At 74.8% G+C, this 22,496-nt stretch carries 17 protein-coding genes; 7 read left to right on the top strand and 10 right to left on the bottom strand.

Annotated features, from left to right (window positions below):
- Positions 1–36: 36 nt before the first annotated feature.
- The gene (locus OHA89_RS04035) at positions 37–522 is read left to right on the top strand and encodes a hypothetical protein (RefSeq protein WP_406365260.1); all 486 of its coding nucleotides are present in this window, start codon (positions 37–39) and stop codon (positions 520–522) included.
- Positions 523–527: 5 nt separating this feature from the next.
- Here OHA89_RS04035 and OHA89_RS04040 read toward each other — a convergent pair whose 3' ends face one another.
- The 4 genes from OHA89_RS04040 to OHA89_RS04055 all read right to left on the bottom strand — a co-directional run bounded on the left by OHA89_RS04040 (position 528) and on the right by OHA89_RS04055 (position 11,177).
- Entirely contained in the window at positions 528–4,121 is a 3,594-nt protein-coding gene (locus tag OHA89_RS04040; protein ID WP_406365262.1) for a vWA domain-containing protein, read from the bottom strand.
- Entirely contained in the window at positions 4,118–5,266 is a 1,149-nt protein-coding gene (locus OHA89_RS04045; RefSeq protein WP_406365264.1) for an AAA family ATPase, read from the bottom strand. Before OHA89_RS04045 ends, OHA89_RS04040 begins: the two co-directional genes overlap by 4 nt.
- 83 nt (positions 5,267–5,349) lie before the next feature.
- A complete protein-coding gene (locus tag OHA89_RS04050) occupies positions 5,350–10,263 on the bottom strand; it encodes a DNA-binding protein (protein ID WP_406368382.1) in 4,914 nt (1,637 codons plus the stop codon).
- Between the two features lie 47 nt (positions 10,264–10,310).
- Positions 10,311–11,177 (bottom strand): DUF4132 domain-containing protein, encoded by an 867-nt coding sequence (locus tag OHA89_RS04055; RefSeq protein WP_257552816.1) that lies wholly within the window; start codon positions 11,175–11,177, stop codon positions 10,311–10,313.
- 198 nt (positions 11,178–11,375) lie between these two features.
- Between OHA89_RS04055 and OHA89_RS04060 the strand changes: the two genes are divergently transcribed.
- Positions 11,376–12,113, top strand: coding sequence for an HNH endonuclease family protein (locus OHA89_RS04060; RefSeq protein ID WP_406365266.1), 738 nt, complete (start codon positions 11,376–11,378; stop codon positions 12,111–12,113).
- The gene (locus OHA89_RS04065; RefSeq protein ID WP_266612909.1) at positions 12,110–12,391 is read left to right on the top strand and encodes a hypothetical protein; all 282 of its coding nucleotides are present in this window, start codon (positions 12,110–12,112) and stop codon (positions 12,389–12,391) included. The genes OHA89_RS04060 and OHA89_RS04065 overlap by 4 nt, the downstream gene beginning before the upstream one ends.
- Positions 12,392–12,397: 6 nt before the next feature.
- On the opposite strand, the gene OHA89_RS04070 is transcribed toward OHA89_RS04065, so the two are convergent.
- Positions 12,398–12,931 carry a GNAT family N-acetyltransferase gene (locus OHA89_RS04070; protein ID WP_266612910.1) on the bottom strand — a complete coding sequence of 178 codons (534 nt, stop codon included), beginning with the start codon at positions 12,929–12,931 and terminating at the stop codon, positions 12,398–12,400.
- Between the two features lie 159 nt (positions 12,932–13,090).
- Between OHA89_RS04070 and OHA89_RS04075 the strand changes: the two genes are divergently transcribed.
- Entirely contained in the window at positions 13,091–14,356 is a 1,266-nt protein-coding gene (locus OHA89_RS04075) for a sulfite oxidase (RefSeq protein WP_266612911.1), read from the top strand.
- Positions 14,357–14,363: 7 nt separating this feature from the next.
- Here OHA89_RS04075 and OHA89_RS04080 read toward each other — a convergent pair whose 3' ends face one another.
- Together OHA89_RS04080 and OHA89_RS04085 are read right to left on the bottom strand one after the other, a co-directional pair.
- A complete protein-coding gene (locus OHA89_RS04080; protein WP_266612913.1) occupies positions 14,364–15,530 on the bottom strand; it encodes an alpha/beta hydrolase in 1,167 nt (388 codons plus the stop codon).
- 82 nt (positions 15,531–15,612) lie between these two features.
- Positions 15,613–16,599, bottom strand: a complete 987-nt coding sequence (locus OHA89_RS04085; protein ID WP_266612915.1) for an isopenicillin N synthase family oxygenase — start codon at positions 16,597–16,599, stop codon at positions 15,613–15,615.
- A gap of 238 nt (positions 16,600–16,837) precedes the next feature.
- Between OHA89_RS04085 and OHA89_RS04090 the strand changes: the two genes are divergently transcribed.
- Positions 16,838–17,584 (top strand): VOC family protein, encoded by a 747-nt coding sequence (locus tag OHA89_RS04090; protein WP_266615269.1) that lies wholly within the window; start codon positions 16,838–16,840, stop codon positions 17,582–17,584.
- Between the two features lie 13 nt (positions 17,585–17,597).
- Here the strand turns inward: OHA89_RS04090 and OHA89_RS04095 are convergent, their stop codons facing one another.
- Complete coding sequence (locus OHA89_RS04095) at positions 17,598–18,440, bottom strand: class II glutamine amidotransferase (protein WP_266612917.1); 843 nt, start codon at positions 18,438–18,440, stop codon at positions 17,598–17,600.
- Between the two features lie 163 nt (positions 18,441–18,603).
- On the opposite strand from OHA89_RS04095, the gene OHA89_RS04100 reads away from it, so the two are divergent.
- Complete coding sequence (locus OHA89_RS04100) at positions 18,604–18,792, top strand: DUF6381 family protein (RefSeq protein WP_266612919.1); 189 nt, start codon at positions 18,604–18,606, stop codon at positions 18,790–18,792.
- A 78-nt stretch (positions 18,793–18,870) separates the two neighbouring features.
- On the opposite strand, the gene OHA89_RS04105 is transcribed toward OHA89_RS04100, so the two are convergent.
- Together OHA89_RS04105 and OHA89_RS04110 are read right to left on the bottom strand one after the other, a co-directional pair.
- A complete protein-coding gene (locus OHA89_RS04105) occupies positions 18,871–20,010 on the bottom strand; it encodes an agmatine deiminase family protein (RefSeq protein ID WP_406365270.1) in 1,140 nt (379 codons plus the stop codon).
- A gap of 95 nt (positions 20,011–20,105) precedes the next feature.
- Positions 20,106–21,650, bottom strand: coding sequence for an APC family permease (locus OHA89_RS04110; protein ID WP_406365272.1), 1,545 nt, complete (start codon positions 21,648–21,650; stop codon positions 20,106–20,108).
- A 168-nt stretch (positions 21,651–21,818) separates the two neighbouring features.
- Between OHA89_RS04110 and OHA89_RS04115 the strand changes: the two genes are divergently transcribed.
- Positions 21,819–22,439 (top strand): TetR/AcrR family transcriptional regulator, encoded by a 621-nt coding sequence (locus OHA89_RS04115; RefSeq protein WP_257552825.1) that lies wholly within the window; start codon positions 21,819–21,821, stop codon positions 22,437–22,439.
- The last annotated feature ends 57 nt before the right edge of the window (positions 22,440–22,496 follow it).

The raw sequence follows: 22,496 nt of genomic DNA on the forward strand, positions 1-22,496 counted from the left end.
CGCCTCGGCGTGCGGCATCCCGGCGAGGCGGGCGGTGTGCGCGGCGCGCAGCAACTCAGCCTGGACCACGGCTCCTCCGGCGGTGACCCCGGCGGCGAGGGCCTCGGCCGCGGCTCGCCAGAGCGCGGCCGCGGCCCGCAGCTGGGCGTCCGTGAGCGTCACTTCGGGCTCGGCCGGCCCGGCCGGCCCGGCGGGCCCGGGCGTCGCCGGTTGCGCCGCTACGGGCGCAGAAGCGTCCGCGTCCGCGAGCGGGGCAGCTCCCAGGGCGGCGGCGCGGTGGAGACAGCGGGGCGCCAACAGGCACGTGCACACCGCCTGTCCGGCCTCGGTGACGGCCCCTCCCGGGCCGGGGCGCAGGGTGACGACGGCGTCCTCCCCGAAGCCGATGACGACGGCACCGTCCGCCCCGCTCGAGGCGAGGGCGCCGCAGCTCGCGGTGGCGGCGTCCAGCTTCTTGCGCAGCCGGGCGCTGAGCTGCTCGACGGCTTCGGCGAGCACCTCGGGGGCGACGGGCGGCAGTGAGGATGTCAACGGGGTTCTCCACGGAGTCGGTCGCCCACCCAGCGGGCGAGGGCGAGCGGACTGAGGGCGGCCACCGGCATGCCGGCCGCGACGAGTTGCCGGGCGACCGGGACCGAGTACCGGGGGGTGCCCGCGTCGTCGAGCGCGGCGCAGCCCAGCAGATGGGCGCCGGAGGCGGCCAGCGCGCGGACCTCGCCGAGCAGCCCGCCGATCGGGGCGCCCTCCTCGAAGTCGCTGACCACGACGACGAGGGTGCGGCTCGGGACGGTCACCAGCGAGCGGGCGTGCGCGAGTCCGGCGGCGATGTGCGTACCGCCGCCGACCCGGACCTCCAGCAGGAGCGAGAGCGGGTCCTCGACCCGGTCGGTGAGGTCCACGACCTGGGTGGAGAAGGCGAGGAAGTGGGTGGACAGGGTCGGTACGCCGCCCAGCACGGCCGCGGTCAGCGCCGACCAGATGACGGAGGCCTCCATCGAACCGGACACGTCGACGACCAGGATCAGCCGCCAGTCGGTCTCGCGGTTGGCCCGGGTGCTGAACACGGGCCGTTCCGGGACCACGACCACGCTGCCGTCGGGCCGCCGCCGGGTGTGCGCGAGGTTGGCGCGCAGGGTGCGGGCCAGGTCGAGCTTGCCGCCGGGGCGGCGGGTGGGGCGCGGGGTGGCGAGGCCGGAGAGGGCCGGGCGCAGCCGGGTGGCCAGCTCCTTGGCGAGTTCGTCGACCAGCCGCCTGACCAGGGGCCGCAGCCGGGCGAGTTGGGCTTCGGGCATGCCGCCGGCGAGGGACAGGACGGAGCTCAGCAGTTCCACGGAGGGCCGTACGGACGCCGGGTCGAGCTGGGCCAGCACGTCGGTGCGGCCCGCTTCGGCCGCTCCGCCGAGCACCTCTTCCCGTACGTCGGCGCCGAACAGCGCCTCCAGTTCCTCCGACCACTCCCGGGCGGTGGGGAAGGAGGCTTCCTGGCCGCCGCCCCGTCCGCCCTGTCCGCCCCGGCCGCCGTCGAGGTCGGTGGAGCCTTCGCCGCGGCCGGCGCCGTACAGCTCGTCGAGGGCGTGGGCGTAGCGGCGCGCGCCCGCGGGGAGCCGGTCCCGCTCGCGGCCGAGCAGCAGCCGCCAGCGGTCGACGGGGGCGAGCCGCAGGCCGGTCGGTACGGGCGGACGCGGGGCCTCGGCGGTCTCCGGCGTCACGGACGCCACCACGACCGGGGCCGGAGCCGAAGCCGGGGACGGTACGGCCACCTCGGGCAGCGGGAGTTCCTTGAGCGCGGCGAGTCCGGCGGCGTCGGCCGCGGCCCAGAGGGCGAGCAGCCCGGGCGGTGCGTCGAGCGCGAGGTCGATCCGGTCGCCGAGCCGCTCGCCCACGGTGTCCAGCAGCCGGTCGCGGGCGGCGGGGGAAAGGGTGTCGAAGCCGCCGCGCAGGGCGGGGAGGCGGTCGAGGAAGTCCTGGTCGGTGAGGTGCTCGACGCGGTCGAGGAGCGGGGTGAGGGCGGCCGGGGAGGACTGCAGGAGCGGTCCCGCGGCGGTGAGGAGCCCGCCGAGCCGGCGGGTCAGGGCGCGGCGGCCGTCGGGAGTGGTGGCGCCGTCGATCCAGCCGGCGGCGCGGTCGCCGAGCCGGGCGGCCGGATCGAGGTCGAGGAGGACCCGTACGGCCAGGGCCGCGCCCTGGATCAGCGGGGAGCCGGAGTCGGCCAGGGCGGCGAGGGCCTCGTCGGTGCGCAGCCCGAGGTGGTGGGCGGCGGCGCGGTCGGCGAGGGCCACCAGCGCGCTCGCGTCGGCGGGTTCGTCACTGCCGGCGAGGCCGGGCAGGGAGCGGACGGCCGCTTCGAGCAGGTCGCCGGTGAGCGCGGCGGCGGTGGCGCGGGACTCGGCTACGGTGCCGGGGAGATGGCCGCGGTGGAGGGCCTCCAGGAGGTCGAGGGCGTCGAGGAGTTCGGGCAGGGCCGCGGTCTGCGGCAGGACGGTGGCCGCCTCGTGGAGGCGTACGTCGACCAGCTCGGGCAGATCGCACCGCGCGGCGGCGGCCAGCCCGGCGAGGATCTGCGCCGGGGTCGGACCGCCGTCGGCGGCCGCGCGGCGGGCGGTGTCGCGGAGGGTGCCGGCAGCGGCCTGGGCGGCGGTGACGCCGCGGACCCCGGCGAGATCGAGGCGGGCCGGGACCGAAGGCGTCCAGGACAGCCGCCACTTGGTGCCGAGGGCGGTGCCGTCGCCGGTGGTGGCGACGCTCAGGGGCTCGCCGTAGGAGGCTCCGCAGACGAGGAGCCGCTGGAGGAGGACCTCGCGGCGGCCGTCGAGGGCGGAGCGCAGCGGGTCGAGGCGGACCTCGCGGGAGGCGGGGTCGTCGGGGCCGGGCAGCCGCAGCTCCGTCACCTCGGCCTCGACGGAGGGGCCGAGGCCGGAGCGGGGGGCGTGCGGGGTGATCCGTCCGCGCGCGGTGCCGACGAGTACCGCCTCGAGGGCGCGGGCGAGGGCCCGGCCGCGGCCGAGCGGTTCGCCCTGCCCGAGGACGGTGGTGACGGCCTCCAGGAGTTCTCCCCGGCCGGGCGCGGGGAGCCCGCGCAGGACGGCCAGGTCGCAGGCGAGCCGCAGGGTCTCGGCGGCCTCGCCGGTCCCTGCGGTGTGCCCGGCGCGGCGCAGCTCCCGGCACAGGCCGGTGAGGGCGACGGAGGCCGCGTCCCGCAGCCGCGCGGGGTCGCCGGCGGCGTTGAGGACGGCCTGCTGCCAGAGGGGGTCCCGGATTCCGGCCGGGTACCCGGAGCGGGAGTCGAGGAGGTCGAAGGAGTACGGCACGAGGGAGGTGACGGGCCCGTCCGCCTGCGCGGCCTCCGGGTCGCCGCTGTGCGCTCCGCTGTGCACGCCGCTGTGTCCGCGATCGGGCCCGGCGCCCGAGCCCAGCAGGGCCGGGGCGTGGAAGGCGCCGATCACGGCGGCCACCCGGTGGCCCGCGGCCGCCGCGTCGGCGATCACGCCGCGCATGTGGGACTCGCGCGCCAGGTCCGTCGCCGGGACGGTGGTGGTGTCCGCACGCAGCGCCCACCCGACGCCGAGTGCGGCGCGGCGCACGGCCTCCGGGGAACAGCCGGGTGCGAGGACCTCGACGACGCGGTCCCACGGATCGTCACCGTCCCGGCCCGTCCCGGCGGCGGTCAGCGCGTCGCCGAAGGTGCGGCCGGGTCCCGCGCCCGCGTCGGGTGCGGGCGGGGTCGGGTCCGGCGGGGTCCAGCCGCGGTCGGACAAGGGGAGGTCGCAGCAGACGACGGCCGCACCGGACCGGCGGGCCCAGCGGATCGCGGCCAGTTCCGGGGAGAAGTCCGCGAAGGGATAGAAGGCCAGGCGGCCGTCCTGGCCCGTGCCCGCCAGCGCGACGGGGGCGACGGTCTCCGGGTCGGCGAGGTGCTTCAGCCACGGCTGGAACTCCGCCGGGAGCTCGACGCAGACCACGTCCGCGCCCGAGGCCTCCAGCAGGGCGGGGACCAGCGCGGCCAGCGCGGGGCTGTGGTGGCGTACGCCCAGCAGGTACGGCTCGCGGGACGCGGCGAGCGCCTCGACGGCCGTACGCGGGTCAGCCGTACGCGGGTCCGCGGGCGCCTCGGCCGGGGTCAACGCAGGCTCCCGCGCAGGTCCCAGAGGCGGCGCCACATCGCCGAGCCGTCCTCGGCCCGGCGGCGGACCGGGCCGTCCCAGTACCCCAGCAGCCGTCCGTGGTCGGCCGGGTCGTCCTTGCGTACGACGCCCAGCAGGTGCCCCGGCAGCAGGTCCAGCACGTCCCCGCCCGGCAGGTAAGCGGCCGAGACCCCCAGCGAGGCCGCCACCTGCACGGCTTCGGCGGTGGACATGACCGTACCGGGGCGCTCCACGTCCCAGCCCTCGGCGGAACGTCCCGAGCGCAGGTCCCGGAAGACGGTGACGAGCGCGTCGAGCACGGCGTCGTCGACCCCGAAGGCGGCGCCGGCCCGCTGGACGGCGGCGACCGCCTGGCGGCGGATCAGGGTGGCCTCGGCGTCGGCGTCGGCGATCGGGGCGACGGTCTCGAAGTTGAAGCGTCGCTTGAGGGCGGCGGACATCTCGGAGACGCCGCGGTCGCGCAGGTTGGCGGTGGCGATGACGGTGAAGCCGGGGGCCGCGCAGACCACCGCGTCCTCGGTGGCGGTCAGTTCGGGCACGGTGACCCGCCGGTCGGACAGGATCGACACCAGCGCGTCCTGGACCTCGGGCAGGCAGCGGGTGATCTCCTCGACGCGGACCACCCGCCCGGTGCGCATGGCGGAGAGCACCGGCGAGTCGACCAGGGCCTGCGGGGTGGGGCCCTGGGCGAGCAGGAGTGCGTAGTTCCAGCCGTAGCGGAAGGCGTCCTCGGTCGTACCGGCCGTGCCCTGGACGGTGAGGGAGCTGGTGCCGCTGACGGCGGCGGCCAGCAGTTCACTGAGCATCGACTTGGCCGTGCCGGGCTCGCCGGTGAGCAGCAGGCCGCGCTCACCGGCGAGGGTGACCACGCAGCGCTCCACGAGGGCGCGTTCGCCGACGAACTTGGGGGCGATGACGAGCTTGGCGCCGCCCTGGGGCAGGGCCAGTTCGGTTCCGTCGCTGCCGCAGACGAAGGTGACGACGGCGCGCGGGGTCAGTGCCCAGCCGGGCGGGCGGGGGCCGGGGTCCTGGGCGGCGAGGAAGGCGAGTTCGGCGGCGTAGCGCTCCTCGGCGGGCAGTACCTGCCGTGCGGATGCGGATGCGGACGGTTCGGTGAGGGTCATACGGGTTCCTCGAAGGTCAGGGGGAGGGTGCGGAAGGGGTGGCCGGGGGCGCGGCGCACCGCGGGCGGTGCGCCGCGCCGGGGTCAGCGTCGTCGCGTGCGCTTCACCTTGAGCTCCTCGAAGCGCGGGCCGTCGCCCTCGCGGACGCGCTGCCAGGCCCGGCGGTAGAGATCCGCGGCCGGTTCGGCGGGAACCAGCAGGCCCGGCAGGCGGTGGCCGTACATGGGCAGCTTCCACTGCTCCACCGGCAGCAGGGGGGCTGCCATCTCGGACCATCCACCCGGCAGGAACAGCGAGCGCCCGGCCCGGGTCCGGCCGGCCGACACCACCAGGTCGGTGGCGGCCAGTTCGGCGCGGGCGGCCTTGAGGCGGGCGGGCTTCCAGCCGGTCCAGCGCGCGGTGTTGCGGTCAGTGGGGTCGGGCATCGCGAGCAGCATGAGGTACAGGGCGGCCGCGTCGGCGCCGAGCCCGTACTCCTCGCCCGCCTGCGCCACCACCTCGGGGACGGAGCGGCTGGGATCCTGCGGCCACCAGGTGCCGTCCTTGTCGACGGCGCCCGCCGCCGGGGCGCCCGGATCGGCGAGCAGGGCGGCGAAGCGCGGGTCGCGGGCGGCCAGCAGCGCCGCCTCGACGCCCGACGGCCGCTGGTCGTCGCCGCGCAGCAGGGCGAGGTACGGGTCGGATCCGGTGGAGTCGAGCAGCGCCGGGCGCAGCGCGGGCTTGGGCCGGTCGTCATGGGTGGCCATGTAGACCGCTCCGTACCGCTCGAAGCCCTCGCCGGTCTCGGTCGGCGTGCCCGCCGCCTTCCGGAAGTCGGCGAGGCTGGTGTAGTGGCCGGTGCCGAGCAGCAGTTCGGGACCGGCGAGCCGCTGCCGTACGGCGGTCAGCGCGGGCGGCAGGGCGGCGCGTACGGGATCACCGGCGGGCAGCCGGTGGGCCAGCCAGGCCGCCATGGCGAGCGTTCCGGTCAGGACGGCGGAGGTGAAGGGCTCGGTGGCCGGTTCGCGGGGTTCCACGTGGTCGCCCCTGACGGTCCACGCCACGTCGACGGAGAGTTCCCGCGAGGCGGCCGGGTCGAGCAGGGCGCCCAGGGCCCGGTGCGCGGTCCAGCCGGCTCGGACGGCGCTCGCGGCCTCGGTGGCGAGCCAGTCGGGTACGGGCGTACGGCGGCCCACCCGCGCGTTCCACACCTCCGCGGCGGCGGCTACGTCGGGTCCCTCGCTCCACAGCCGCGCCGGATCGGCGGGCAGGAGGGCGCCGACCACGGCCCGTCGGACCCCGGCGTCGAGGTTCTTGAGCTCGTCGCGGGCGTACGCGGCGTCGGCGGCCTTGAGACCGAGGGCGGTGCGCAGCTCCGTGGGCAGGAAGTTGCGCTCGTAGCTGTCGACGTACGGGAGCCCCGCGACCACCAGCTTGGCGAGCGCGCCGGAGACTCCGGTGAGGCGGGAGAACTCCTCGGCGGCTGCCGGGAGGAACGGCGCCGGGCCGTGCTCGGCGGCGGCGCCGAGGAAGGCGGTCAGCCAGCCGGATCCTCGTTCCTGATCGCCGAGCGGGGCGTCGCCGCGCACGGTGTACGGGCCCGGGACGGTGAAGCGGCCGGTGGGGTCGTGGAACAGGGCGCCGAACTCGTGGCCGTCGGGGACGGACTGGCTGTGTTCGGTCAGGGCGAGGACGGCTCCGCCGCCGAGCGGCAGTACGGAGCGGTGGTACAGGCTGCGCTCCAGGCCGTCGGGGGTGCGCAGATGACGCTGGTCCAGGTGGAGCAGGACCCGGCGCCAGCGGTCGGCGGAGCCCTCGGCCGAGCCGAGCCCCAGGGCGTCGACCGCGTCCAGCAGGCCGACGAGGGCCTCGCGCTGCTCGTCGGTGGCACCGGCGGTGACGGCCCGGTAGGCGACGGCGGCGGGCTGGTCGAGCAGTTGGGTCCACGGGAGCACGGAGTGCGGCAGCGCGGGCACGTCGAAGTGCAGGCGGCCCGGCGCCAGGGCGGTGTCGGTCCGCGCGATGGCGGCTGCGAGCTCCCGCAGCGTGCGGTGCGCGGCGTCGGCGTCGCCGCCGTAGCGGTAGTAGCGGGAGTCGGTCAGGCCGGACAGGGCCTCGCCGAGCAGCCGGTCGGTGGGGCCCTGGACCTTCTCTTCGGCGGTGTTCGCCCCGGGGTGCAGCCGGGCGGCGACCGCGTCCAGGGACTTCTGCTGGGTGAGGGTGAAGCGCAGCACCTCCACGATGCCGCCGACCAGCTTGGGGGCGGTGACCTGCGGCAGCGCGGCGTTCACCAGGCCGGGCAGGTCGGTGATCTTGTCGGCCGCGGCCGCCGCCTTGAGCAGGATGGCGACTGTCTCCCGGTCGGCGGCGCGCAGGGCGAGCGATCCCTCGGGGTCGCGCGGGCGCAGGGCGTACCAGTGGGAGAGCGGCGGGAGGTCGACGCTGCCGGTGGCGAAGGCGGCGTTGCGGTGGTCGTCGCGGGACTGGGCGGTGACCACGCCCTCCGGGTCGGTGATGCTCAGCTCGCGCCAGTGCTGCGACAGGGCGCGCGGCCGGTCGTCGCCGGGGAAGGTGAGCGCGGCGAGGGGCATGTCGTGTCCCTCGGGCACGGTGACGGCGCGGCCCGCTGTGTCGGACCCGTGCCAGCCGTGGCCGGGGACGCGGACGGCGCGCCAGCCGAGCAGACCGTCGGCGGGGGTGCCCAACACGGAGCCCTCGACGGCCGGGGCCGGGTGCAGCCGGCAGGTGTGCGCGGGGAGCTGGGCGCCGTCCGGGTGGCCGCGTAGCGCGTCGGCGAGGAAGGCGGGCTGGGACAGCCGGCCGTGGGCCGCGCCGGCCGGGTCGTATTCGCGCCAGCCGCTCTCCTCGCCCGCGGTGTGCCCGTCGCGGCGCTGCCACACCCAGTACGAGGTGCCGTCGGACAGCATGGCCCGCTCGTCCGGCAGCTTGGTGTCTGCGCGGTGCAGGACGCCGCCGCCGGTGGTGCGGCCGCCGCCGGGCAGGGCCAGGGAGAGGTGCTCGCTGCGCAGCGACCAGTGGCTGCGCGCGGTGTCCAGGGTGATGACGGTGCCGGGCGAGGAGAGCCAGTAGCCCTCGGTCCGGTTGTTGCTCCAGTCGGACCAGAAGACCAGCAGGTCACCGTCGACGTAGTGGAATCCGTACCGGTGGTGGGAGCCGGTGGGGACGCGCAGGTCGTGGGTGAGGACGGTGGAGTCGGCGTCGATGACGCGGACCTGGGTGCGGTTGGCGACGATCAGGCAGGGCCAGGACTCGACGACGGTCAGGCCGTGCCGGTCCTGGCCGGGGGCCAGCTCGGCGACCGCGCTCTCCCAGGCGGGCCAGGCCAGTTCCTCGAAGAGGCCGCCGCGCAGGGTGCGGGCGAGGATCCCGGCGAGGTCGGTGGCGGCCGCGGCGGCCACCTCCTCGGGGGCGAGTTCGAGGGCTTCGGCGGGCAGCCAGGCCAGCCGCCGGATGGCGTCCGGGAATCCGGGGAGCCCGGCCGCGGTGGAGGCGCGGGCGACGCCGCGCATCCACTCGGCGAGCAGCGGGCGGCCGCCGGGCGAGGCGGCGACGCGCTGGATGATGTCGGTGCCGCTGGAGGCGTCGCCGAGGGCGTTGAGCGCGCGGTCGAAGGCGGGGTGGAAGCGGCGGTCGGCGGCGAGGGCGAGCAGGTCGCGGCGCTGGTCGGCGCGGGCCCAGTCGCGCAGGTTCAGCTGGTGGTGCCGGTGCTTCTTGTTCTCGGGGTCGGGGTCGGCGACCGGGAGCTCCAGGGTGAGCAGCAGGTCGAGGAGGTCGGCGTCCTCGACGCCGATCCGCAGGCCCGCTTCGCGGCCGGGCCGGGCGAGTTCGGCGCGCAGCTGCCCCGCGCAGCGGGTGACGAGGTCGAGCAGGGCGGGGGGTGTGGGGTGCATGCCCCAGCCCGAGTGGCGGGCGGCGTGGAAGCGCTCCAGCCAGCCGGCGGCGCCGTCGGCGCACCGCTGGCCTGCGGGCAGGTCCTCGGATTCCAGTCCGGCGGTGGCGCCGGACTCCTCCAGGATGTCCAGCCACAGGCCGGTGAGTTCGGCGCTGTCGCCGCCGCCGGGCGGGGTCAGCCCGAGGAGCGTGCCGCGTACGGAGGGGACGCGCCGGGCGAGCGCGACGAGTGCCCCGCGGTGGGCCTTCCACCAGCCGGTCGCGGCGCGCAGGGTGGCGGGCAGCGGCAGCAGTTCGGCGAGGTAGTCCTGCTCGGGTTCGGTTCCGTTCAGGCCCGCGGCGCGGGCGAGGCGGCGCAGTTCGGTGGCGGCCTGTGCGGAGGGCGGCAGCCCGCCGGCGGTGCGGCGGACGCACAGGCGGCGGAAGCGCTCGTGGGCCTCGGCGGGGCTGACGCGGACGGCGAGGTCCTTGCCGTAGCCGGTGAGGACCTTCACCGGCAGGGCGCCGGCCAGGGCGAATTCGAGGAAGACGGCGTCGAGGCGGTCCTCGTCGACGCTCAGGCCGTGCTGGGCCTCGGCGGTGCGGGCGCGGCCGAACAGCTGGGCGGCGTAGGTGGTGTTCTCCACGGCGAGGAAGGTGCGGGCCGCCTGTTCGTGGAAGACCGGCAGGAAGTGCGGGACGGAGGCGGCGAGCCGGCCGGCCAGTTCGTGGCAGGCGTCGAGGGCGGCCTTGGGCTTCGTCTTGGCCTGGCGGGTGATGCGGTCGAGTTCGGGCACGACGGCGAGGGCGTGGTGGCCGTCCTCGGGGTGGTGGACGAGGACCCATTCGGGGAAGCCGAGCGCCTGGCGGTGGCCGAGGCCGACGACGGGCGGCTCGGTCTCCTCGGGTACGAGGCCCAGGAACCCGGCGGCGAGGTCCTCGGCCGCGCCGAGCTCGGCTGCGGCGAGCCGGACGATGACGCGGTCGTCGCCGAGGGCGGGGTGGCGGTAGGAGCGTGCGGTCAGATCGACGGCGGTGGGGCCCGCGTCCGGGGTGCCGTGCGGCAGGACCGCGCCGGCCCTGAGCAGCAGTTCGGCCTCGCTCACGGCCGCGCCGTCCTTCCCGATGGTGTTGGTGGTGCTGTTGCTGCCGGTGCCGTTGTTGTCGGTGGTGCTCACGCGTCCCCGCCCTCCTCGATCTTGCGCCCGGCGTACAGTGCCGCGGCCATCCGCATCCCCTCGGACCAGGCCACCGGTCCGACCTCGGCCGGACGCACCGCCCGGCCCTCCTCGTCGTGCCAGGTCAGTGCGCCAGTGCTGGTTTCCTCGTCGTAGTAGGGCTCGCCGATCCACACCGCCGCCTCCGAGGCCCGGCCGGTGTCGCGGACCTTGCAGGTGGCGTAGCCGCCGGAGACCCGGTAGCCGAGGCCGGTCGCCCGCGCGGCGAGGCTGAACCGGGTGGGGAAGACCCCGCCCGCGTAGTCGCGCACCTCGGTGGCGGTGGCGGCGAGCCCGGCCGGCTTCTGCCAGGTGGCACGGTGGATCTGCTCGACCCGCTGGACGATGCCCAGCTCGGCCGCGAAGTCCCGTACGTCGTCCAGGTCGGGCAGCAGCACGGGGTGCGGGAGGGTCACCGTGCGCGGGGACAGCCGTACGGTCTCGCCGTCGAGGTTGACCACCTTCAGCTCACCGGAGGCGGTGGCGTCCCGCAGGAAGCCCACCTCGTCCGGGTCGTCGCCGACGACGGCCAGGTCGCGCAGGGCGCTCTGCCAGGCCTCGTCCGGCCAGACCCGGGCGAGCAGCGCGGTCGGCACGGGCAGCGAGGACACCATCCAGGTGTCGACCTGCGCGACGCACGCCGCCGCGTGCCGGTCGAGCCATTCGCCGAGCCGGCGCAGCCGGTCCACCTCGGGATGGTCCTTCAGTGCCCTGGGCAGGGTCTTCAACTGCCGCCCCGCGGAGCGGCCGGTGGCGGACCGCGCCGCCACCCGCCCTTCCACCAGGGCGATCTCGTACCCCTCGCCCGCTGCCACCCATGCCATCAGCCCGTGTCCCTCCGCCTGTCCCGGCCCTGTCCGCGCAGCCCGGACAGGGGGTGGGAACCCCCCTGAGCTGCGGTATGCGGGGAGACTAGCGAGCGCCACTGACAACGCACGCCGGAGGGTGGGTGGTCGGTTTTTTGTCCGGTTCTGGGTAGTGTCCAGGGGACATTGACGCGGAGTCGGTTTGGGGTGGGGTCCATGGTTCGTCAGATACGTGTGCCGGGTGCGGTGCTGGCGGCTTCGCTGCTGCTCACCCTGGCCGGTTGCTCCGATCCGGCCTCGCCCGGCACGGGCTCGGGCCCGGGCCCGGGCCCGGACCCCAAGGCCTCGGCCTCGCGCGCCGCGCCACCGGCCGGGGGCGGCAAGCCGGCCGGCGGGGACGTACTGCCCGGCATGGTCACCACGGCCGTGGCCCGCACGCAGCTGGCCGCGCTGAAGGTGGCGCCGGCCGGCACGATGGCCGGGTACAGCCGGGACAAGTTCACGCACTGGGCGCAGCAGGCCAACAAGTGCGACACCCGCGAGGTCGTCCTCGAACGGGACGGCACTGACGTGAAGCGGGACGCCGAATGCCGGGCCGTGTCCGGCAACTGGAAGAGCTTCTACGACGGGGTGGCCGTCACCGACGCGGCGAAGATGGACATCGACCACATGGTGCCCCTCGCCGAGGGCTGGCGCTCCGGCGCGGCCGGCTGGGACGCCGCCAGGCGCAAGGCCTTCGCAAACGATCTGGCCAACCCCCAGCTGCTCGCCGTGACCGCCGCCTCGAACCGGTCGAAGGGCGACCAGAGCCCCGACCTGTGGCAGCCGCCGGACAAGTCCAGCTGGTGCCAGTACGGGCGGGCCTGGACCACCGTCAAATCCGCCTACGGCCTGACCGTCACCGAACCGGAGAAGAAGATGCTCACGACCATGCTGGACACCTGCACGTCATGACCGACGGACAGCAGTGGCAGGACGAGGTGCTCGCCGGGCCGGGCGGCGCGATGACCGACGAGGTCGGCGTCATCACCGGCCCGGTCACCCTGCGCACCACGGCGGTGGCCGGGGGGCTGGCCAGCTTCGGCATCCAGTACAAGGACGCCGACGAGTGGTACACGCTCACCGGCAGCCCCCTGCCCCACCACGGCGACCCGGCCGCCCTGCACGCGGCGGCCCTCGCCGCGGTCCGCGCGGGCCACGCGGCCCAGGCCCCGGGAACCGCACCGGGCTAGGGCGGCTCAGGCCTCGTACTCGGTGAGGTCGATGGCGTGGATCCGCAGGAGGTGGCCGTACTCGGGGTGCGTGGCGTCGCGCTCCGCGACCATGCCCAGCTTGCGGATCACGTTCTCGGACTCTTCGTTGCCGACCCGGTTCACGGCGACGACCCGGTCCAGGCCCCGGTCCTGGAGGGCGAACTCCAAGGTGGCGTGGGCGGCCTCGGAGGCGTAGCCCTGGCCCCAGTACTGGCGGCCGAGCCGCCAGCTGATCTCGACCGCCGGGAGCACCTCGGGCAGGTACTCGGGCACCGACAGGCCGACGACGCCGATGAGCTCGCCGGATCCGAGGAGCTCGACGGCGAAGAGGCCGAAGCCCTCCTCGTCCCACTCCTCCTCCCAGCGCTCGAGGTCCTCGGCGGTCTCCTCCAGGTCGCGGACCGAGCCGTCGCCGATCCAGCGCATCACCTCCGGGTCCCCGTTGATCTCGGAGAGGGGGACGAGGTCGTCGTCGGTCCAGCGGCGCAGGATGAGGCGGGGGGTCATGATCTCGGTCATGCGGCCCATCCTGCCGAACACTGCTGGCCAGCGGTAATCGGGTCCCGGCCATTGCCACCGTGTTGCGGGTTCGTGGCCATCGGGGCGGGTAGCTTCCGGCAGCTCGCCGCGGGCCTCTACGGTCCGTCGGGAACCGCGACCCGCAAGGAGTGTCCCCGCATGCCGCACGACCTGTCGGACGAGAGCCGGTACGACCGGGCCCGCCTGCGCCAGTGGGCGCGCGGCCGGGCCCGCTCCGCCGGAGTGGACCGCCGCGACCTGCTCAGGCTGTTCGCGGCGGGGGCCGCCGCCGGGGCGGTGGGCCTGGGCTCCGCCGGCCCGGCCGCTGCCGCCGGCGCTCCGGCCGCGGTGCCCGGTACCGTCAAACCGCTGCCGCCGGAGCTGTTCACCATCCGGGGCACGAACGCGGAGACGAACTTCGCGGCCCTGCGCGGCACCGGGCCGCTCACCCCCGTCGACCGGTTCTTCGTGCGGAACCACACCACCACCCCGCGGATCGAGGCGGACGGATGGAAGCTCTCGGTGTGGGGCGACGGCCTGGCGGGCGGCCCGGTGGAGTTCTCGTACGACCGGCTGCGCGAGCTGCCGGCGGTCCAGCGGACGCTGTTCATCGAGTGCGCGGGCAACGGCAGGAACTTCTACGCCACACAGCAGGGCCAGCCGGTCACCGGCACCCCCTGGACCCTGGGCGCGATCGGCGTCGCGCGCTGGCGCGGCGCGCGGCTGTCGGACGTGCTGCGGCTGGCGGGCGTGACGCGCGGCGCCGTCGACGTCCTGCCGCGGGGACTGGACGACGAGGTGGTCACGGGCGGGGTGAACCTGGGGCGGGTGCGGCGCCCGCTGCCGGTCTCCAAGGCGCTGGACGACGTACTGCTCGCGTACGAGATGAACGGGGAGCCGCTGCCGCCCGACCACGGCGGCCCGGTCCGCCTCGTCGTACCGGACTGGATCGGGATCTCCTCGATCAAGTGGGTCGGGGACATCGAGGTCAGCGGCGCGCCGCTGTACTCGCCGTGGAACACCGACACCTACCGGCTGTTCGGGCCCGGCTATGGGGCGGAGGGGGCCCCGATGGGCCGGCAGACCCTCAAGAGCGCCTTCGAGCTCGAGCTGGGGGCGACCGTGCCGGTGCACCGGACGCGGCTGCTGACCGGGCGTTCCTGGTCGGCCGCAGCCCCCGTGGAGCGGGTGGAGGTCAGCACCGACGGCGGTGTCCGCTGGCAGTGGGCCCGGCTGCACGACGCGCCGCGCCGGGGCAGCTGGGTGCGCTGGTCGCTGCCGTGGACCCCGCGGGCCACGGGCGCCACCGCGCTGCTGGCCCGGGCGACCGACGCCACCGGGCGTACGCAGCCCGCGACGAGCCCCCACAACACGCAGGGCTACCTGTTCGACGCGGTCGTGCGCCACCCGGTGACGGTGGTCTGAGCGGCGGTCAGGGGGTGTGGAACCTGACCTCCGGCGCGTCGGGGGCCGGACCGTCCAGGAGGGGCTGCGGCTTGCCCTTGAGGTGCTGGTCGAAGAAGGCGCCGACGTAGCGCCGGGTCAGCTCGACCGAGCGGGTGCCGGGCAGCGGGGCCTCGGGATCGGGGAGGCCCAGCTGCTCGGCGATCGCCGGGAAGTCGCTGAACGTGAAGTGGCCGGAGTCCGCGAAGGTGATCCACCGCTTCCAGCCGTCGAGCAGGGGCCAGTCGTGGTCCCAGGACGGCATGCCGCCGGGGCCGCTCTTCTGCTCCCCGAGCAGCATGAAGGGGCGCCCGCCGAGCCCGGCCTCGGGGACCGGTGTGTGCAGGCCGCCGTCCATGTTCACCCCGGCACGGATCCTGGGGTCGGTCGCCATCGCGGCGACCGCGGAGGCTCCGCCGATGGAGTGGCCCGCCATGGCGATGCGGCTCTGGTCGATGAGGCCGGCGTGCCGCCAGGCGGGGTGGCGCCCGGTGAGGCGGTCCAGCAGGAAGGACACGTCGCGGCCGCGGTTGTCGCTGACCGCCTTCATGGGGGTGCCCCCCTCTTCGGTCTTGTCGCAGGCCAGGCACTCCAGCACCCGCCCGCCGGGGAACGCGGTGCCCACGCTCTCGTACGCGTGGTCGACCGCGGCGACCACGTACCCGCGGGAGGCCAGGTCCTCGGCGAGCGCGGTGAGGGTGGCGCGGTGGACGGTGTAGCCCGGGGAGAGGACGATCAGCGGGTACCGTCCGGCTACGGGCCGGGCGTTGGACCGGGAGTGCGCGGCCGTGCCGGCCAGCGTCTCGACCGGGATCGCCTTGTCCAGCCCCCGGTCGACCAGCAGCAGCCGGGCTTCCTCGCTCGTGAGGTAGTGCACGGGACCGCCGGTGCCGCGCTGCGCCGGATAGCGCATGGTCACCATCAGCTCGCGCGGCCCGGACTGCGCCCACGGGTCCGTGCGGCTGCGGTCCACGAGGTGGAGCGTCTCCTGCCCGACGGAGAAACGGCCGGTGGGGCGCGGGAGTTCCACCGCGGCGCGGCGGCTCTCGGCCGCGGACGGGGCATCGGCGGCAACCGACGTGCCGGCGGCGGCGAGGGGAAGCGGCAGGAGGAGGGCGAGTAAGACTGCGGCGGAGGCGGATCGGCGTCGGTTCATGCGTCCGAAGCTACTGAGATCGACCTGCCGGATCGTCAGCTCACAGGAGGAGGTGCCGTCCCACCGGGGTCGGGTTCCGGGATCACCCTGAAGTAGTACTCCCGTCGGTGAAGCTGATGGCGCGGAGCTTCTCCCGCAGGTAGGCGTGGGAGTCGACCGGGTCGTGCACCACACGCCCGACGGGCGCGGGCAGGGATTCCACCCGGGTGTGCGCGTCGCATTCGTAGAAGTAGACCAGTGAGATCAGCTCCTCGTCCGGTGCGTCGGCCGGCGGCGGCAGTACGCGGTGGCGGCCCGCGCGCCAGCGGTCACCGGTCCAACGGGCCATCAGGTCGCCGATGTTCACGGTGAGCGCGGCCGGGTCGTACGGGGCGTCCTGCCAGCCGTCGGCGTCGGTGTGGATCTGGAGCCCGCCCGCGCCGTGCTGCCGGTCGAGGACCGTGACCGTACCGAAGTCGGTGTGGGCCCCGATGCGGAACTGGCCGGGCAGCGGGGCTCCGACGACCTCGGTCCCCGGGTACCAGTTGAGGTTGAACCCCCAGGTGGGATGGGAGGTGTGGCGGGTGAAGTGGTCCTCGGCGAGGCCGAGGGCGGTGGCCAGCAATCGCAGCAGCTCATCGGAGAGGGCCCGCATCAGGCTCAGGTACTCGGTCACCAGCGGCCGCAGCGAGGGCACCTCCGCGGGCCACGCGTTGGGGCGGAACCACTCGGCGTCCACGGCGGGCACCCCGGTGGGGTCCTCCGCCGCCCAGGACCACGACTCCTTCAGGTCGGGCGGCGAAGCCGTGCCTTCCGCGTAGCTGTTGGCCTCGGCGCCGGGGCCGAGCCAGCCGCGGCCGCCGACCGTGACCGCGTACGGCGCCTTCGCGGGGGCCGGCAGCAGGAAGAACTCGCGCGCGGCCGCCCTGATCCGGGCGGGCAGCGCGGGATCCACGCCGTGCCCGGTCACCAGCAGGAATCCGGCGGCCCGCAGGGCCTCGTCGACGCGGGCCGCCGTACGTGCCCGGGCGTCGGGTCCGCCCGACCGCCACGGCTCGAGATCGATCACGGGGACCTGGGAACGCGCCATGGGAGACCTGCCTTCCGAGCCTGCGGGTGGCGTCCGCATCAGAGGCTATCGCCGCCCGCCGCTCACTGGTAGTGACGGCATGCTGACGGCATCCGTCCCGTCGGCCGGGAAGATCCTCCCGAAAGGGACGAGAATGGGACCGTGTGGCCAGGTCCAGGGCCGGGGCCCACGAGGGACGGAGCGAGCGGTGGAGATTTCGACCAAGGAGGTCTTCGGCGCCCCGTGCTGGGTGAGCCTGATGGCCCGCGACCTCGGCATGGCGCAGCGCTTCTACGGTGCGGTCGCGGGCTGGACCTTCCGGCGGGCCCGTCTCGGCGACGCGTTCTCGGTCGCCGAACTGGACGGCGTGCCGGTGGCGGGCATCGGAGCGCTCGCCTCCGACCTGGGGGTCGCGGTGGCCTGGACCCCGTACTTCGCCGTGGACGACGCCGATGTGGCGGTGGACCGCATCCGGGAGCGCACCGGCACCATCGCGGTCGGGCCGGTCTCCTTCGCCACCGGTGGCCGCGCGGCGCTCGTCGCCGACCCCGACGGCGCCGTCTTCGGTATCTGGCAGGGCGCCGTCTCCGCCCACTGGCGCGTGGGCAAGGGCCCGGCTCCGGCCTGGCTGGAGCTGCGTACCAGGAACGCCTTCGACGCGGCGATCTTCTACGGGGCGGTGCTGGAGTGGGCCACCGGCCGCGCCGGCTGCTGCGAGGTCTCGTACGAGGAGGACCAGGTCGTCCTGAGGCAGGGCGGCGAGCCCGTGGCCCGCCTCAACAGCGGCCCGGTCGAGCTGGCCTCCTACTCCCCGCACACCCGCCCGCGCTGGCACGTCCACTTCCGCGTCCCGAAACTCCGGCCCGCCATCGAGGCCGCCGTGGCGCTGGGCGGGCGTACCGTCTCGGACATCACGTCGAACGCGCTCGAGCGGTGGGTGGCGCTCCGCGATCCGGACGGGGCCCTCTTCACCCTGACGACCACCCTGGCGGCGGACACGGCATAGCGGCGGACGGTCCCTAGAGTTCGGGCACGAAGGGCAGATAGTCCAGCCCGGGGGTGGCGGGGATCATCGCGTAGCTGCCCTCGGGCAGTTCGTTCCACACGCCGGGAAGGTCACCGAGGGGCTCGGAGACCACCAGCCGCGTCGAGTCGGACACCTTCCCGAGGAAGGGCAGCTCGGGGTGGAGGTGCCGGACGGTCTCGGCCGCGCTGCTGTAGAACAGCGACCTGGACTGCCCCTGGCTCGAGTAGCGGAACGCCCAGACGCGCTCCCCGTCGCTGACCGCGACCGTCATCTGGAGCGGGTCGACCACTCCGTGCTCCTTGCCGAGCCGCTCCACCAGGCCGACCATCCGCGCCACGGCGCCCGGCACGTCCTGGTCGAGGCCGTAGGTCACCGCCAGGTAGAACATCACCTCGGAGTCGGTCGAGCCTTCGATGCACGGGAAGAGGGCCGGGTCCACGGCCATGCAGAGATCCCGCTGCAGCCGCTGGAAGTCCGTGATCGCCCCGTTGTGCATCCACAGCCACCGCCCGTGCCGGAAGGGGTGGCAGTTGGTCTGCTGGATCGCCGATCCGGTGGAGGCGCGGACGTGCGCGAAGAACAGCGGAGAGCGGACGTGCCCGGCCAGCTCCCGCAGGTTGCGGTTGTTCCAGGCCGGTGCGATGTCCCGGAAGACGGCGGGCGTGCCGTCACCGCTGCCGTCCGCGCTGTACCAGCCGATGCCGAACCCGTCACCGTTGGTCGACTCGACGCCCATCCGCGCGTTGAGGCTCTGGTTGATGAGCGAGTGCTCAGGACGGTAGAGCACCGCGTCGAGCAGCAGGGGAGAACCCGAGTAGGCGAGCCAGCGACACATGAACACCATCCCCTTCTCGGATCCGAGCCTAAGCCCGTCGGCGGGGCGCGGCGCGCCCGGACGTCCGGACGGGTCACGCTCGGTGACGGTTCGAGATGCGGGCGCGCGGCGCTGCTGGTTCGCTGAATCCGCCCGCTCTCCCCCACCGATACAAGGAGCGATCATGAGCGTTTCAGGCGAGTCCCGCGGCCGGTCCCAGCAGATGCGCGCCAAGGCCCAGGAACTGAACGAGGCGGCCGACCGTTCGCAGGACCCCGAGGAGCGGCAGCGGCTGCGTGACAAGGCCCGCCGCCTCCAGGAGCAGAGCCAGCAGGAGAACCGGATTGACGACCGGGGCATGGACCCCATGTAGTCCCGCTCCTCCGTCCTGCGCACCCCCGGCCGGTGGCCGCCGCGATCCCCGTCGCCGCGGCCACCGGCCGGTGCGCGGTCAGGAGGAGCCGGCCGGGACGTGCTGGGTGACGCAGTGGACTCCGCCGCCGCCCCAGGCGAGGACGCGCGCCGGGGCGGCGACCACCTCGCGGCCGGGGAAGAGGGCGGCGAACTGTGCGAGGGCGAGGGCGTCGGCCGGTTCGCCCGCGGTGGGTACGACGACGCTGCCGCTGGTCAGGTAGTAGTTCGTGTAGCTGAAGGTCTCCACGCTGCGCCCGCCGTGGCGGAACTGGGGCTGGTGGTGCATCTCCACCACCTGGAAGGGGCGCCCGCAGGCGTCGGTCGCGGCGTCGAGTACCGCCTTGTTGGCGGCCATCCGGGCGTGGTTGGGGTGGCTGGGGTCGGGCTGGGTGTGGAGCAGGAGCCGGGCCGGGCCCAGGTAGGCGGCGACGAGGTCCACGTGTCCGTTGGTGACGTCGTCGTGGTGGAGTCCGTACGGGAGCCAGATGACCTTGCTCGCCCCGTACGAGGCGAGCAGCGTGGCCTCGATCTGCGCCCGGGTCATGCCCGGGTTCCGGTTGGGGTGAAGCAGGCATTCCTCGGTGGTGACGAGGGTGCCCTGTCCGTCGGTGAGCACGGAGCCGCCTTCGAGGATCATGCCGACCGGGGTGCGGGGCAGGCCCAAGTGTGCGCACACGCCGACGGGAAGCAGATCGTCCTTGTCGTAGGGGAACTTCTCGCCCCATCCGTTGAAGGCGAAGTCGAGGCCCGCCCGTTGGGTCCGCTGTGCGTTCACCGCGAAGACCGGTCCGGTGTCCCGGGTCCAGCAGTCGTTGACCGGGTACTCGATCACCGTCACCGAGCTCCCGCACAGATCGCGTGCCCGCTGCGCCGTTCCCGGCTCGGCGACCATGAGGACCGGCTCGAACCGGGCGACGGCCCTGGCGATGCCGGCGATCTCGGCCTGGACGTCGGGGAGCTGCCCGCCCCATCCGACGGTCCTGTCCCACGGCCAGGCCATCACGCAGCCGGCGTGCGGCTCCCATTCGGCCGGTGCGTGGAGCGGGTCCCCGCCGGTCGCGCGTTCGGCGGAGGGAAGGGTCCGGGCGGCGAAGGCCGGGCTGCCGAGCAGGGGGAGGGCGGCGGCCGCGAGGGCGGCGGCGCCGAAGCCGCGCCGCGTCATGCGTGGCACGTGCATGTCATTGCTCCTTCTGCGGGAATCGGTTTCCGAAGGGCCCGGGTGAGCCGGGGTGGGCCGGGGTGAGCCAGGAGGGGCCGGGACGAGCCCTGGGATCAGCGGCGTTCGGCGGCGAGCACGTCCACGCGCCCTGCCCCGCCTTCGCCTTCCTTGTCCGCCTCGCGCGCCTGCGCGGCGCGCAGCGTGTTCTGCGGCTTCTTGACCGTCAGGTAGACCAGACCCGCCGTGATCACCGCGCCGGTGCCCAGGAGGCCCGCCCAGATCTGGTACCAGGGAGCCCCCGGCGGGGCCATGACGGCGCGCGGCCAGCACACGTTGACGACCTCGAAGGCGGTCCACAGCACGGCCAGCACGTTCAGGAAGGTGCCCTTGCGCCCCTGCCGGATGTGCCCGGAGGGGACCCAGCTCCCGCGCAGCCGGGCGATGAGTGCGGCCAGGGCGACCAGGAAGAACGGCAGGAAGGTGGCCGCCGTACCGAAGGCGATCAGGCTGCCGATGGCCGTGGCGTTCAGCCCCAGCAGCAGACCGGTGCAGCTGACGAGGGTCGAGGCGACCAGTCCCCCGATCGGGGCCTGGCGGCGGTTGACCCGGCGCACCTGGCGGGAGAAGGGGAACACCCCGTCGCGGGCCAGCGAGTACACCCCGCGCGCGGCACCGCCCTGGGAGGCCATGGCGCATGCGAGGAACCCGACCAGGACCACGGCCACGAAGGGCTTGTCGGACCAGGAACCGAACGCGCTGGTCACGGCGGTGGTCACCGGGTCGAGGTCCTCCCCCGCGACGACGGACCGCGGCGCGGGGTGGGCGAGGGCGACCGCCATCGCGTTGAGGATGACCACGAGGCCGACGCTGAGCAGGGCCCACCACATGGCGCGCGGGACCTGCCGGCCGGCATCCTTGGTCTCCTCCGCGGTGGAGACGCAGGCGTCGAAGCCGATGAAGCCCCAGCCCGCGACGGCCAGGACGGCGAGGAAGGCCATCGCGGTCGACCCGCCGGAGAGCTCTTCGGCGCCCAGGGTCTCGGTGAACAGCGCGAACCCGTGTTCACGGAAGAACAGCAGCAGCGCGAAACCGACCAGGACCGAGGCGATGGCCTCGGCGGCGATGCCCAGGGAGACGAACCAGCTCAGGATCCGGATCCCGTACGCGTTGACCAGCATGCAGCCGAGCAGGATCCCGGCAGCCACCGCGACCATGGACCCGGGTGTGGGCGTGGCGCCGACGAGGGCGAAGACCCAGGGGGCGGCCAGGTACGCGACGGTGGTGTTGCCGAACATCACGGCGAACTGCCACACCCAGCCGCTCATCCAGCCGAAGGAGGGGCCGAGCAGCCGCCTGCCCCACTGGTACGGGCCGCCGGCCAGCGGCCACTGCGAGGCCAGCTCGGAGTAGACGTTCACCACCAGGCACTGGCCCAGGAGCACGATCGGCAGCGCCCAGACCCAGGCGGGCCCGGCGATCATCGTGCCGACCATCGAGACGGCGTACAGGGCGACGACGGGCGAGACGACGGCGAAGCCCATCGCGATGTTCCCGAGGATGCCGAGGCTGCGGCTCAGTTCCTGGTTGTAGCCGAGGTCGGTCAGGCGGGCGGCATCGGCGTCGCCCGTTTCAGGGCGTGCGGAGGGAAGGTCTGGCATGCGCACCTCTCACGGAGGGATGACGCACCGGGGCGCCCGGCGCGTCCCGAAGGTTAAATCTAACGTTGTTAGGTATCGGGAATGCGGGGACCTTAACCCCGGCCCGGACCCCTTGGGAAGACCCTGCGTACGGGTAACCTGGCGGCCGGGAACGAGGGGGATCGCACCGTGGGCCGACCGAACCAACCGCTGCTCAGCCGCGAGATCATCGCGCGCGCGGCCCTCGAGCTCCTCGACGAGGAGGGGCCCCAGGCCCTGAAGATGCGGGCGCTCGCCGACCGGCTCGGCGTCCGCGGAGCGTCCCTGTACCACCACGTCGCCTCCAAGGACGACGTGCTCGACGCGGTCTCGGAACTGATCAACGACGAGATCGACCTGAGTCCGCTCGACGAACCCGACTGGCGGGCCGGAATCGCGGCGTACGCGCGCGGCTACCGCCGGGTGTACCTGCGCCACCCGAACGCCATCGCACCGGCCGCCCGGCGCAGGGTCGAGGCGGACCGCGCCCTGCGCGGCTACGACGCCCTGCTCGGCGCCCTGATCCGGGCGGGCTGCACCCCTGCGCGCGCCGCCGAGGCCGCCGCCGCCATCGACTACCTGGTCCTCGGCTCCGCGCTCGAGACCTTCACCGCCGGGTTCACCCGCGCCGCGGCCGACTACCGCCCCGCCTACCCGGCCCTCGCCGACTCCCTCACCGGCGCGGCGGCCACCGGCGCGGGCCTGGCCGAGCTCGACGACCGCGGGTTCGAACTCGGTCTCGGGCTGGTCCTGGACGGCCTCGCCGCGTAGCCGCCCGCCGGGCGGGTAGCCGCGTGGCAGGACGTCACGGCGGAAGGGCGGATACCC

Origin of the sequence: Streptomyces sp. NBC_01546 (genome assembly GCF_045208355.1) — a bacterium.
In the GTDB taxonomy this organism is placed as follows: domain Bacteria; phylum Actinomycetota; class Actinomycetes; order Streptomycetales; family Streptomycetaceae; genus Streptomyces.

Coding starts and splice junctions, on each gene's coding strand:
- OHA89_RS04045 (WP_406365264.1), bottom strand. CDS start 5,266: ATGACCCTCACCGAACCGTCCGCATCCGCATCCGCACGGCAGGTACTG.
- OHA89_RS04055 (WP_257552816.1), bottom strand. CDS start 11,177: ATGGCATGGGTGGCAGCGGGCGAGGGGTACGAGATCGCCCTGGTGGAA.
- OHA89_RS04060 (WP_406365266.1), top strand. CDS start 11,376: ATGGTTCGTCAGATACGTGTGCCGGGTGCGGTGCTGGCGGCTTCGCTG.
- OHA89_RS04065 (WP_266612909.1), top strand. CDS start 12,110: ATGACCGACGGACAGCAGTGGCAGGACGAGGTGCTCGCCGGGCCGGGC.
- OHA89_RS04070 (WP_266612910.1), bottom strand. CDS start 12,931: ATGACCGAGATCATGACCCCCCGCCTCATCCTGCGCCGCTGGACCGAC.
- OHA89_RS04075 (WP_266612911.1), top strand. CDS start 13,091: ATGCCGCACGACCTGTCGGACGAGAGCCGGTACGACCGGGCCCGCCTG.
- OHA89_RS04080 (WP_266612913.1), bottom strand. CDS start 15,530: ATGAACCGACGCCGATCCGCCTCCGCCGCAGTCTTACTCGCCCTCCTC.
- OHA89_RS04085 (WP_266612915.1), bottom strand. CDS start 16,599: ATGGCGCGTTCCCAGGTCCCCGTGATCGATCTCGAGCCGTGGCGGTCG.
- OHA89_RS04090 (WP_266615269.1), top strand. CDS start 16,838: ATGGCCCGCGACCTCGGCATGGCGCAGCGCTTCTACGGTGCGGTCGCG.
- OHA89_RS04095 (WP_266612917.1), bottom strand. CDS start 18,440: ATGTGTCGCTGGCTCGCCTACTCGGGTTCTCCCCTGCTGCTCGACGCG.
- OHA89_RS04100 (WP_266612919.1), top strand. CDS start 18,604: ATGAGCGTTTCAGGCGAGTCCCGCGGCCGGTCCCAGCAGATGCGCGCC.
- OHA89_RS04105 (WP_406365270.1), bottom strand. CDS start 20,010: ATGCACGTGCCACGCATGACGCGGCGCGGCTTCGGCGCCGCCGCCCTC.
- OHA89_RS04110 (WP_406365272.1), bottom strand. CDS start 21,650: ATGCCAGACCTTCCCTCCGCACGCCCTGAAACGGGCGACGCCGATGCC.